This is a genomic window from Streptomyces sp. NPDC017056, from assembly GCF_044332485.1.
Lineage (GTDB): Bacteria > Actinomycetota > Actinomycetes > Streptomycetales > Streptomycetaceae > Streptomyces.
Map to the genome: position 1 here is coordinate 175,153 of NZ_JBIRPD010000013.1, position 12,134 is coordinate 187,286.

7 protein-coding genes are annotated in these 12,134 nt (G+C 74.1%); 2 read left to right on the top strand and 5 right to left on the bottom strand.

The genetic code is table 11. From position 1 onward, the window contains the following. Positions 1–85: 85 nt before the first annotated feature. Together pepN and ACH4OW_RS24555 are read right to left on the bottom strand one after the other, a co-directional pair. Positions 86–2,665 (bottom strand): aminopeptidase N, encoded by a 2,580-nt coding sequence (gene pepN, locus ACH4OW_RS24550; protein WP_398030033.1) that lies wholly within the window; start codon positions 2,663–2,665, stop codon positions 86–88. 124 nt (positions 2,666–2,789) lie between these two features. After that, entirely contained in the window at positions 2,790–3,677 is an 888-nt protein-coding gene (locus ACH4OW_RS24555) for a helix-turn-helix domain-containing protein (protein ID WP_398030034.1), read from the bottom strand. A 158-nt stretch (positions 3,678–3,835) separates the two neighbouring features. Here ACH4OW_RS24555 and ACH4OW_RS24560 point away from each other — a divergent pair, with 158 nt between their 5' ends. Then, entirely contained in the window at positions 3,836–5,605 is a 1,770-nt protein-coding gene (locus tag ACH4OW_RS24560) for a beta-galactosidase (protein WP_398030035.1), read from the top strand. A 118-nt stretch (positions 5,606–5,723) separates the two neighbouring features. Here ACH4OW_RS24560 and ACH4OW_RS24565 read toward each other — a convergent pair whose 3' ends face one another. After that, positions 5,724–8,894 carry an endo-alpha-N-acetylgalactosaminidase family protein gene (locus tag ACH4OW_RS24565; protein WP_398030036.1) on the bottom strand — a complete coding sequence of 1,057 codons (3,171 nt, stop codon included), beginning with the start codon at positions 8,892–8,894 and terminating at the stop codon, positions 5,724–5,726. Positions 8,895–9,123: 229 nt separating this feature from the next. After that, a complete protein-coding gene (locus tag ACH4OW_RS24570; protein WP_360126784.1) occupies positions 9,124–9,930 on the bottom strand; it encodes a serine protease in 807 nt (268 codons plus the stop codon). Positions 9,931–10,197: 267 nt separating this feature from the next. On the opposite strand from ACH4OW_RS24570, the gene ACH4OW_RS24575 reads away from it, so the two are divergent. Then, entirely contained in the window at positions 10,198–11,118 is a 921-nt protein-coding gene (locus tag ACH4OW_RS24575; RefSeq protein WP_398030037.1) for a hypothetical protein, read from the top strand. Positions 11,119–11,136: 18 nt separating this feature from the next. On the opposite strand, the gene ACH4OW_RS24580 is transcribed toward ACH4OW_RS24575, so the two are convergent. After that, a complete protein-coding gene (locus ACH4OW_RS24580) occupies positions 11,137–12,132 on the bottom strand; it encodes a hypothetical protein (RefSeq protein ID WP_360134423.1) in 996 nt (331 codons plus the stop codon). Between the last annotated feature and the right edge of the window lie 2 nt (positions 12,133–12,134).

Below are 12,134 nucleotides of genomic sequence, written 5' to 3' on the forward strand. Positions count from 1 at the left end.
CCGGGCCCCCGGCGGGACGTGCGGTCCGGCGGGCCGTGCGGTCCGGCGGGCCGACTCTCCCCCGCCGGGCCGCACGCGCGGGCCGTTACGCGCCGCGTACCCGCAGCGCCCTCCTGAGGTCGTCCACCTGGTCGGCGAGCTTGCGGCGGAGGGCCGGGGCCGGGTCGGCGGTGCGCAGGCACTCCTCGGCCAGGTGGAGGGTGGCGGTGTCGACGAGGGGTGTGGGGAAGGCGAGGCGGCCGGCGGATTCGGCGAGGGCCGGGCCCCGGCGGGCGGCGAGGGCCACGGCGTCGGGGAAGTAGCGGGCGGCGTAGGGGCGCACCAGGTCGAGCTGCTCGGGGGCCCAGAAGCCGGCGGCGGTGGCGTTGAAGAGGTAGTTGGAGAGGTCGGTGCTCTCGTCGGTGGCGAACAGGGCGTCCCAGGCGGCCTGCTTGCCGGCCGGGTCGGGCAGGGCCGCGTGGCAGGTGGCGGCGCCCTGGCGGCCGGTGGCGCTGGGGTCGCGGGCCAGTTCGTCGTCGATGGCGGCCGGGGTGGTGGCGCCGAGGACGGCGAGGCGCCCGAGGATGCGCCAGCGCAGCTCGGGGTCGAGGGCGGGGCCGCCGGGGACGCTGCCGCCGGAGAGCCAGTCCTGTATGCCGTCGGGGGTGGTGGCGCTGTCGATGAAGGTACGGACGGCGGCGAGGCGCGGGCCCTGGCCGTCGCCGTTCTCGGAGCCTTCGGTGCGGCGCAGGATGTCGCGGGCGATGGTGCTGAGGGTGTTCAGGGCGGCGGGCCGGTCGGCGGCGGGGAGGTAGCGGTCGGCGATCTGGGTGCGGGCGAAGGCGAGGGCGCCGGAGACGATGGCGGTGTCGGTTTCGTACGGGAGGTGGGCGCGGGCGGCGTCCAGGTACGCGGTGGGGGGCAGCTCGCCGTCGCGGACCATGTCGCGGGCGGCGTTCCACACGACGGCACGGGTGAGGGGGTCGGGCAGGCCGGAGAGCGCGTCGCGGGCGGTTTCCCAGGAGGCGGGGTCGAGGCGGACCTTGGCGTAGGTGAGGTCGCCGTCGTTCAGGAGGATGAGGGCGGGGCGGGGGCCGGGGGCGGTGTGCTGGCGGCGGGGGGTGGTGCCGCCCGCGGTGGCGGGCCCGGCCGTCGCGGCGTCGTCGTCCGGGGCGGCCGGGGCGGGGATGTCCCAGGCGAGGCGGTCGCGGGCGACGAGGCGGGCGGGGTCGGTGGGGTCGCGGTCGTACAGTCCGACGGTGAGGTGGTGGGGGCGGCTGCCGTCCCGGTCGACGCGCAGCGTCCAGCCGCCGTCGGCGCCGGTGCCGACGACGGGCACGAGGGTGTCGACGCCGGTGGTGCGCAGCCAGCTCGCGGCCCAGGCGGGTACGTCGCGGTCGGTGGCGCGGGCGAGGGAGTCGACGAAGTCGGCGAGGGTGGCGTTGCCGAAGCGGTGGCGGGAGATGTGGTCGTTGATGCCGGCGAGGAAGTCCTTCTCGCCCATCCAGGCGACGAGCTGGCGCAGGGCCGAGGCGCCCTTGGCGTAGGAGATGCCGTCGAAGTTGAGGAGGGCGGAGGCGGTGTCGGGCACGTCCTCGGGGGCGGGGGCGACGGGGTGGGTGGAGGGGCGCTGGTCGGCGTCGTAGCCCCAGCTCTTGCGGGCGATGCCGAAGTCGGTCCAGGTGTCGGTGAAGTGCGTGGCCTCGGAGAGGACCTGGTAGCCCATGTACTCGGCGAAGGACTCGTTGAGCCAGATGTCGTCCCACCACGCGAGGGTGACGAGGTCGCCGAACCACATGTGGGCCATCTCGTGGGCGATGACCATGCCGCGGGACTGGCGTTCGGTGTCGGTGACGGCGGAGCGGAAGACGAAGTCGTCGCGGAGGGTGACCAGGCCGGGGTTCTCCATGGCGCCCATGTTGAACTCGGGGACGAACGCCTGGTCGTAGGAGTCGAAGGGGTAGGGCTCGTCGAAGAGGGCGTGGTAGCGGTCGTAGCAGCGGCGGGTGATGTCGAGGATTTCCTCGGCGTCGGTGTCCAGGTGGGGGCCCAGGGAGCGGCGGCAGTGGATGCCGAAGGGCAGGCCGGCGTGTTCGGTGCGCACGGTGTGCCAGGGGCCGGCGGCGACGGCGACGAGGTAGGTGCTGATGGGCGGGGTGGCGGCGAGGGTCCAGCGGCCTTCGGTGGCGTCGTCGCGGGTGGCGGTGCCGTTGCCGAGGACGGTCCAGCCGGGGGGCGCGGTGACGGTCAGCTCGAAGACGGCTTTCAGGTCGGGCTGGTCGAAGGCGGCGAAGACGCGCTGGACGTCGTCCAGGAACATCTGGGTGTAGACGTAGGTCTCGCCGTCGGCGGGGTCGGTGAAGCGGTGCATGCCCTCGCCGGTGCGGGAGTAGGACATGGCGGCTTCCAGGCGCAGTTCGTGCTCGCCGGCGGTGAGGCCGGTGAGCGGCAGGCGGTTGCCGTCGAGGGTGGCCGGGTCGAGGGGGCGGCCGTCGAGGGTGGCGGAGCGCAGCTCGGCCGGTTTGATGTCGACGAAGGTGTCGCCCGGGGTGCGCGCGCTGAAGCGGACGGCCGTGCGGGACACGAAGTGGGCGGGGCCGTGGGTGAGGTCGAGGTCGATCGCGTAGCGGTGGACGTCGAGGAGTCGGGCTCGGGTCTGCGCCTCGTCGCGCGTCAGTGCGGGCATGTCCACATGCTGCCGCACGGCACTGACACCGCGCACTCGACCCGTGGTTTTCCCGGCCGGGCCGCGCCCCGGCCGTGCTTCGCGCGCCCCGGTGCCCGCTCTTCCCGGCCGGTGGCCGGCCCGTTCAGCCGTCCGCGCCGCCGATCACCGGCGGGTCGTCGGGGTCGGGGACGCGGGTGGACCAGCCGCCGGGGACGCTGCGTCCCTGGCGGGCGCGGAAGCGTACGGGCGCGGTGCCGACGCGGCGGGTGAACAGGCGGCTGAAGTAGGCGGGGTCGGTGTAGCCGACGCGGCGGGCGACGGCGGCGACGGGGAGTTCGGTGGCGGTGAGCAGTTCCTTGGCGCGGCCGAGGCGGATGCCCAGGAGGTAGTCCTTGGGGCTGCACCCTGCGCCGCGGCGTACGGCGGTGCGCAGGGCGGCGGGGGTCATGCCGTGGCGGGCGGCGTGTTCGGCGACGGACAGCGGCAGGAACGCGTCGCGGGCCAGGGCCTGGAGTACGGGGTCGCCGTCGGCGTCGGTGTCGGCGCGGGCGCGGCGCAGCGCGACGAGGAGTTCGTGGACGGCGGCGGCGGTCTCGACCTCCAGGAGGGGGTTGCCGCGGCGGGCGGCGCGGGCGATGCGGGTGATGGCGGTGCGGGGCGCCGCCGGGTCGGTGAGGGGGACGAGGGGGCGGTCGGGTTCGATGTAGCCGAGTTCGGTGTAGGTGGCGGTGGCCGGGCCTGTGAAGTCGACGAAGCTCTCGTCCCAGCCGGTGTCCGGGTCGGCGCCGTAGTGGTGGGGGACGCCGGGCAGGAGCCACAGGAGGGCGGGTGCGGTGACCGGCTCGCGGGTGCCGTCGGTGGCGGTGGTCCAGCCGCGGCCGGCGCTGACGACGACGGCGACGTGGTGGTCGAGGACGCGCGGGCCGACGGGCGGCAGGGTGCCGTGCTGGAGGCCGACGCCGAGGCACACCAGGCCGAGGCGGTGGTGGACCGGGCTGGGCGTGAAGTACCGCATCCAGGTGTGGTACATGCGGGCGTCCTCCCGTCTGTTCCCGGCCGGTCCGTGTCCGGACGTGACCGTGCCCGGCCCGTGTTCCGTCCAATCAATGCCGATCTTTGTCCATGGACCCGTGTGCCGCCAGGGGTGAGGGTGGGCGGGAGGCCGGGCGGACGGACGGGGCGGGCGGAGTGGGCGAGTTCGTGGTGGGCGTGCGGGACTTCGAGCGGGACGGGCGGCCGGTGCGGCTGCTGTCGGGGGCCCTGCACTACTTCCGGGTGCACGAGGGCCACTGGGGGCACCGGCTCGCGATGCTGCGCGCGATGGGCCTGAACTGCGTGGAGACGTACGTGCCCTGGAACCTGCACGAGCCGCGTCCTGGCGTCTTCCGCGACCCGGAGGCGCTGGGCCGCTTCCTGGACGCGGCACGGGCGGCGGGGCTGCTCGCGCTGGTCAGGCCGGGCCCGTACATCTGCGCCGAGTGGGAGAACGGCGGGCTGCCGCACTGGCTGACCGGCCCGCTGGGGCGGCGCGTGCGGACGCGCGACCCGGAGTACCTGCGGGCGGTGGACGCGTGGTTCGGGCGGCTGCTGCCGCAGGTGGTGGCGCGGCAGTACGACCGTGGCGGCCCGGTGGTGATGGTGCAGGCGGAGAACGAGTACGGGTCGTACGGCAGCGACCGGGAGTACCTGGCGTACATGGCGGGCCTGCTGCGCGGCCTCGGTGTGACGGTGCCGCTGTTCACGTCGGACGGGCCGGAGGACCACATGCTCACCGGCGGTTCGGTGCCCGGCGTCCTGGCCACCGCCAACTTCGGTTCGGGGGCCCGGGAGGCGTTCGCCGCGCTGCGCCGCCATCGGCCGGACGGCCCGCTGATGTGCATGGAGTTCTGGTGCGGCTGGTTCTCGCACTGGGGTGATACGCCGGTGGAGCGCTCCTCGGAGGACGCGGCGCAGGCGCTGCGGGAGATCCTGGAGTGCGGCGCTTCGGTCAACGTCTACATGGCGCACGGGGGCACCAGCTTCGGCGGCTGGGCGGGGGCGAATCGTTCCGGCGAGCTGCACGACGGCACTCTGGAGCCGACCGTGACGTCGTACGACTACGACGCGCCGGTCGACGAACGCGGGCGCCCTACAGAGAAGTTCCGGCGCTTCCGCGAGGCGCTGGCGGCGTACGCGCCGGGCCCGCTGCCCGAGGTGCCCGAGCCGCCGCCGGTGCTCGCCGCGCCCGTACGGGCCGTGCCGGACGCGTGGGTGCCGCTCGGGGACGTCCTGGAGGTGCTCGGCGGCCCGGAGGTCACCTCGGGCGTCCCGCCGACGTTCGAGGAACTGGGCGTGGACCGGGGCGTGGTCCGCTACCGCCTGGAGGTGCCCGGGCCGCGCGGGCCGTACCCGCTGCGGGTGACGGGTTTGCGCGACCGGGCGGTGACGTACGTGGACGGGGTGCGCGGGCCCGTGCTGGACGCCGAGGAGGCGGTAATCGGCGCGGCGGTGGCCGGGCCCGCCGCCGTGGAGCTGTGGGTGGAGTCGCTGGGCCGGGTCAACTACGGGCCGCGGCTCGGGGAGCCGAAGGGCATCACGGGCGGGGTGCTGCACGAGCGGCAGTACCTGCACGGCATACGGGCGCGCGGGCTGCGGCTCGACGCCCTGGAGGACGCGGCGGCGGTGCGGCGGGTGCCCTTCACGGCGGTCGGCGCTCCAGGCCTGCCGGGCCTCTACCGGGCCGCGCTGCCCACCCCCTCCCCCGGTGACGCCGTACTGGAACTCCCCGGCTGGACCCGGGGTTTCGCCTGGGTGAACGGTTTCTGCCTGGGCCGTTACTGGTCAGCGGGCCCGCAGCGCACGCTGTTCGTCCCCGGCCCGGCGCTGCGGGCCGGGGACAACGAGCTGCTCCTGCTGGAGCTGGAGGGCGCCCCGGCCTTTGAGGGGGAAGGGGCAGGGGCGCCCAGTCTGGTGCCCTGACGCGTCAGGGCCGGTGCCTCTCGGATCTCGGATCGCGGATCGCGGATCGCGGATCGCGGATCGCGGATCGCGGATCGCGGATCGCGGATCGCGGAAGCCGCATCTCGGATCCCGGACCTCAGATCTCCCGCACCTCGAACGCGTCGAGGACGAACTCCGCCTTCCCGTCGCCGCCCGTCTTCCGCAGCCCCACCCACGCCTCGCCGCCGTCCGGGGCGGTGAACTCGTAGGTGTGGGTGGCGGGCCGCGTGGCGACGGGCAGTGGGGTGCGGCCCAGCTCGCGGGCGGCGGGCTCGTCCACGGCCGTGATCCAGGCGTACTGCCCGGCCTGCTCGTTCTCGTAGCGGAAGGTGACCCGGTAGCGGCGCCCAGGGGTGAAGCGCACGGTGTGCGGCACCGTGCGGTAGACCAGCCCGGCGTTCTCGCCGCGGGACTTGAGGGACTGGCCGCCGTCGATGACGTCGTCGACCGCCTTGCCGTGCCAGCCGCGCTGGGTGAAGGGCGCGTGCCGCTGCGCGATGTGTGTGCGCGGGTCGGTGACCCGGCCCGCGTCGCCCTTGACGAACGGGCCCCAGCCCTGCGGTACGTGTTCGAAGTCCTCGTAGGCGACGGTGCCGGGGCGGTGCGCCGGAACCGCGGGCACGACCCGTACGTTGTCGAAGCGGACGCGCGGGGTGCCGGCCGCCGTTCTGAGGGTGAGGGTGACCGGGCCGCCGCCCTCGGGGACGGTGAAGTGGGTGAACATCCGCTGGAAGCGGGTGCCGTGCTTGCGGTCGGCGGCGACGAAGTTCCCGGCGGTGGAGGTCTCGGTCCAGTTGGCGGCCGTGACGCCGTCGCCGGTGCGTACCTCCAGTGCGGCCCGGCGCCGCTCCCCCGGTCGCGCGCCCACCTCGACCTGCACGGAGGCCGCGTACGTGCCGGGGGCGAGCCGGGTGAGCCGCTGGCCGACGGCTGCCGCGCCGCCCGCGCCGACGACCAGTTCGTAGTCGCCCAGCGCGCTCGGTCGGACCTGGGCGGGCCCGCTGACCTGCCAGGAGTCGAGGGTGCCGGAGTGGAAGCCGGGGTCGGCGAGCGGCGTCCCCTCGCCCCAGTCAGGACCGCCCCGGCCAGGGCCGCTCCGGCTGCCGCTCCCGCCCCAGCCGGGGCCGCCCTGGGCCGGAGCGGGGCGGCGGTAGACGACGTACGGCTGTCCGGCCTCGGCGGTGACGGTGACCTTCCCACCGCGTACGGCCAGCCGCCGCATTCCGCTCCGGCCCTGGTCGGTGAGCCGGTACAGGTACACGCTCCGGGTGCCCGACCAGCCGCGCGGCAGCGTCCAAGTGGTGGTGCCGCCCCCGGGGTTGTAGTGGTAGAGCTTCTCGGGGTCGGTGGCGCGGCGCGGTTCCCACGGCAGCAGGTAGCGGCCGCCCTCGTAGACGAGCCGTCCGTCGGTGGTGATCCGGCGGGTGCCGCCGGTGTCGGAGACGGTGGTGGCGGTCGGTCCCTCGAAGGTGATCTCGTGCTCGCGCCAGGTGCGGATCGGGTACGCCTGGAGGTACTTTGCGGGCAGCGCGTCCACCCAGATGATCTTGTAGAAGGCGTGCCAGTCGGTCTTGCCGACCCAGCCCTCGAAGTTGCCCATCCGGGCGCCGCCCAGCAGCGTCGGCCACTTGTCGGCGAACACGTCCTTCTGGTGGTTGCGCACGAAGCGGACGAGCCGGGAGTTGACGCCGCGCGAGGAGTCGCCGCCGTAGTCGGTCTCGTTGGCCCAGTGCGACCACAGGGCGGCGCGTTCCAGGCCGTGGCCCCATTCGGTGGTCACCTGCCAGCCCTGTTCGCGCAGGTGGCGCTGGAGGCGGTCGGAGTTCCAGCCGGATTCGCGGAAGACGTCGATGTAGAGGGTGTCCAGGGCGGGGTCGGTCTCCTCGCGCAGCTGCCGGAAGCGGCGGGCGATGTCGCCGGAGACCAGGTCGCGGCGCGCGTCGATGCGGTAGGACTGGTCCAGCCAGTCCCACTGTTCGTCGTTCTTGTCGACGAGGGTTTCGGAGAAGGCGTGCGCGACCGGGTAGGACTCGGTGGCGTTGACGTGTACGGCGAAGTCGCTGTGCCACTTCTTCCCGGCGCGCAGCAGGGTGTTGAGGTCGGCGAGGCCGCCGGCGCGTTCGTTGTAGTTGCCGCCGTAGTCGGGGTGCGCGGAGTCGTGGCCCTCGGACTGGTAGCCCTTCAGGAGGGTGAACTGCCGCAGCCCGTCGGTCGCCAGCGCGATCCGTTTGACGTTGTCGAGGGTGGCCAGGAAGGGGTTGGTGGCCTGGCTGGCGAAGTTGAAGGGAATGTGGGCGACGACGCGCAGGTGCTGTTCGCCGGCGCCGGGCGGGCTGACCATGATGTCGCGCAGCGCGATGGCGGCGTCCTGCCAGTCGGCGGTGCCGTCGCCGTTGCGGTCGCGGGTGACGGCGACGGTGGCGTACGGCAGGGGTTCGGTGGCGTCCAGAGGCGCGGTGGCCGCGCGGTGGGTCCACTGGCCGCAGCCGATACGGGCGCTGCGGTGGCCGGCGCTGTGGACGGTCTGCCGCCACAACCGCCCGTTCTCCCAGGTGGTGGCCCCGGTGGGCCGGTCGTACACGGTGTTGGTCTCGATGGCGGCGGCCAGCAGGCCGGTGGCGGCGACCGCGTAGGCGCAGCCGAGAGGCGCGGCGTCCACTGGGGTCGTGGGGCCGATCTGGACGAGGGTGTCGCCGCTTTTGGCCTTGTCCAGGTCGATGCGGGCCGCGAGGAGGGCGGCGCCCGGCTGGTCGCTGCGGACGGCCAGGAAGGCGAGCCCGGGGATCTGGAGGGTGCCAATGCGCAGGGCGGGGGTGTCGGCGATCCTGGTGACGCGCCAGTCCACGCGCCGGCCGCGGACGGTGATCTCGGCGTCGATCTCGGTGCCGCCGTCGAAGGCGAGGGTGTAGGCGATGCGGTCGGTGGCCGGGCGGGAGGTGACCCGGGGGGTGCGGGCGGTGCCGTCGACGAGGACCTGGGTGACCGGGTCCTCCTGGCCGTACAGGACGGCGCCGGTGCCCCGGTCGGTGTAGGAGACGATGCGCGGGAAGGCGGTGTCGACGCGTACGTCCAGGGCGCCGGACCGCAGCACGGTCTCGCCGCCGGTGGTGTGCGGGCCCGTGGTGTGCGGGTCCGCTGCGTACGCGCTGCCGGCGCCGAGCGGGAGGGCGGTGGCGAGCCCGGCGAGCGCGGTGCTGACGACGATGTTCCTGCGGCTGGGCCCGGGTTCCGCGCCTGCCGGTCCCGCCGCGTCTGTCGGTCCGTTCACGTGCGCTCTCCGTCCTTCGCGCCGGCACTGCTTGTCGCGGGACAGCGTGCTGGGTGCGTGGCGGGCGGGCCCATGGACAAAGGCGGTGCAGGTGTTGGACTAACGGAGGACGGGACGGTCGGGGACCGGCCGACGCGGCGGGCTCCGGCCTGCCGGGGCCGCATGCGAACGACCGCGCCCCGGTGCCGTACGGCGTCGGGGCGCGGTGCGCTTGCCGGTGCGGGGCGGGTCAGCCGGCCAGGCCGTCGGCCGCCTTCTTGATGTCCGCGGCGAACGTGCTCACCTCGGTGTAGACGCCGGGCTTGCCGGGCCGGGCGCAGCCCTCGCCCCAGCTGACGATGCCGACCTGGAGCCACTGGCCCGCGTCGTCCTTGCGGAACATCGGGCCGCCGGAGTCGCCCTGGCAGGTGTCGGTGCCGCCGGTGTCCAGCTTGCCGGCGCAGATCTCCTCGCCGGGGGTGAGCTGGTCGCCGTACGCCTTCTTGCAGGTGGCGTCGTCGACGAAGGGCACCTTGGCCTTGAGGAGGTAGCGCTGCTGGTCGCCGCCTTCCTTGTCGGCGCCCCAGCCGGCTATGTCGAAGTCGCCGTTGGTGAGCTTGTCGTCCGTGGCGATCTTCAGGGTCGGCAGGTCGATGGGCTTGGCGAGCTTGATCAGCGCCCAGTCCTTGCCCTTGCCGTTGTAGCCGGGGGCCTGGAGGACCTCGGTGGACTTGACGCTGACCGCCTTGGCGTCCTGGAGGTCGACCACGCCGGCGGTGGCGGTGATGGAGGTGTTGGGGCCGCTGCCGTCCACGCAGTGCGCGGCGGTCAGGACGACGTCCTTGGCGTAGAGGGCGCCGCCGCAGCCCATCGACAGCCGGACCATGAACGGGAATTCGCCCTGGCTCGCCTTGGTGCCGCCGACGATCTTGGTCTGTACGGGGCCCGGCTGCGGGCCGGGGGCGGCCGCGGTGGCGGCGGTGGGGGCGAGGCTGAAGGCCGCCAGGGCGACGGCGCCGGCCGCGGTGGCTCTCTTGAGGTGCTTCAGGTAGCTCAACGGGCTTCCTTTCGTGGGGGGTTGCACGTCAATGTCAGGCCCATGCCAAGGTGGAAACCGGAAGGGGCCGCCGGAAATCGTGCGGAGGAAGCCGGCAGCACGCCGTAAGGCGTCCGGACCCAGTGGGGGGTGAGCCCGCAAAGCGCCCTTGGATTATGTGGAGCAAGCGATCACAGTGGCAAGGGTGTACATCCGGCCAACTCCTGTTCTACCCACGGCGTGTACGGCCCATACCGGACGTTCCCTTACGAGCCGTACAGTGGACGGGTGGCGACGGGAAGCGCGGGGCGGGCCGGCGGCGACATCGTGCACGGCTACCCGCACCTGGACACGGTTCGCGCGGCCGTCACCGCGCTCTACAAACGCCTGTCGTACGACACCGTGCGGACCTTCGACACCAGCGTGCTCCCCGCCGACGTGGCCCTCTCCGACGCGGAGGAGCTGTACGCGGGCACCCAGCGGGTCGCCCGCGCCATGGTGCGGCACCTGCGGCTCCCCGACGCGCGGATGATCGTCGCCTTCCGCGACATGCAGCACGCCGCGCACGTCGAACTGACCGCGGGCCCCGAGTACTTCGTCGAGCTGAACACGCGCTTCAAGAGCCACCGCAAGGACATCGGAGCGGCCCTCGCCCACGAGGTGATGCACGTCTACCTGCACCGCCTGGACCTGTCCTTCCCCGGCACCCGGGACAACGAGATCCTCACCGACACCGCCACCGCCTACCTGGGCGCGGGCTGGCTGCTGCTGGACGCGTACCGCGAGCACGGACCGTTCTCGCAGAAGCTGGGCTACCTGACGCCGGAGGAGTTCGGCTACGTCGTCGCCAAGCGGGCGCTGTTCTTCGGCGAGGACCCGGCGCCGTGGTTCACCAGCCCGCAGGCGTACGACGCCTACACCGCCGGCCTGGCGGCGGCCCGCCGGGACGGGCAGCAGCCGCCGCTCGCCGCGGCCGGGTGGAGCACCCGCCGCCGCTACGCCAGGGACCGGCGCGCGGCCCAGGACCCACGGCGCGCCGGCCGTCCCGGGGCTCCCGGGCCGGCCGGCGGCTACGCCTTCGAAGGGCACGCGCCGCTGCGGGTGTCCTTCCCCTGCCCGACGTGCCACCAGCGCATCCGCGTCCCGGTGCGCGGCAGGCTGCGGGCCCGCTGCGCACTGTGCCGCTCGGAACTGGACTGCGACACGTAGCGGGCCCGCCGGGGGCGGTCAGCCGTGGCAGGTGACCTTGATCGCGCCGGCCGCGTGGTGGGCGCGGTCCCGGCCCGGCGAGTGGTTGTCGCCGCGGTCCAGCAGCTTCACGCCGATCTTGTTCTGGCGGACCTCGAAGGTGCCGGCCGGCTGCCAGCTGCCGCGGTGCCCGACCTGGTCGATGGTGAAGCTCGCGTACTTCGAGTCACGGTTGAAGGGGTCGGTCAGGACGTGGTACGTGGTCGGCGCGCCGGCCACGTCGGGGTCGCTGGGGCCCTTGGGCACGTAGACCGAGATCTGGCAGCTGCGGGACTCCGGGCCCGGCTCCCACCACCACATCACGCGGCTCTGGGCGTCCTTGTTCTTGTCGCCGGACATCGGCACGGACGTGAACTGGCCGCTGCAACCGCCGTCGCGGGTGCTGCCGCCGGTGAGCCCGTACCAGCCCTTGCCGCCGTCGTTGTAGGCGCCCTGCTCCTGGAAGCCGCCGCGCGGCGGGGTCGGGCAGCCGGGGCCCGCGATGCCCTCGTACGTCACCTTGGCGTTGGCGCCGGCGACGCGCGGCTGGTCGGAGGGCTTCTTGGCCTCGGGGGCCGGGCTGTTCTTCTTCTCCGGCGTGGGCACACCGGGGCCGGGTGCGCCCGCCCCGTTGCCCGGCGAGGGCGCGCCGCCGGGCTTCTGGCCGGCCGGCGTCTCACCGGCGGGCTTGCCGGGCTTGGCCGCCGGCGCGGGCGAACCGGTCTTGGGCTGCTGCGGCTGCTTGGCGGCGACGACCTGTTCCTTGCCGTCGTCGAAGCGTACCTGGGACGCGCCGAGGGTGGTGAGCGCCACCGCGCCGACGGCGACGCCGGCCAGGACGGGCAGCCCCAGCGCCGTCTTCCACACCCGGCGGCCGGGCGCCATGCCGCGCAGCGGCGAACGCGCTCCCTTGGAGAAGGTCTCCGCGAATCCGGACCGCGCGGGGTCGGTTGCGCCGGAGCGGTCCGGTCCGGCGCTCTTGTTCGGCTGTGACAACG

Coding starts and splice junctions, on each gene's coding strand:
- pepN (WP_398030033.1), bottom strand. CDS start 2,665: ATGCCCGCACTGACGCGCGACGAGGCGCAGACCCGAGCCCGACTCCTC.
- ACH4OW_RS24555 (WP_398030034.1), bottom strand. CDS start 3,677: ATGTACCACACCTGGATGCGGTACTTCACGCCCAGCCCGGTCCACCAC.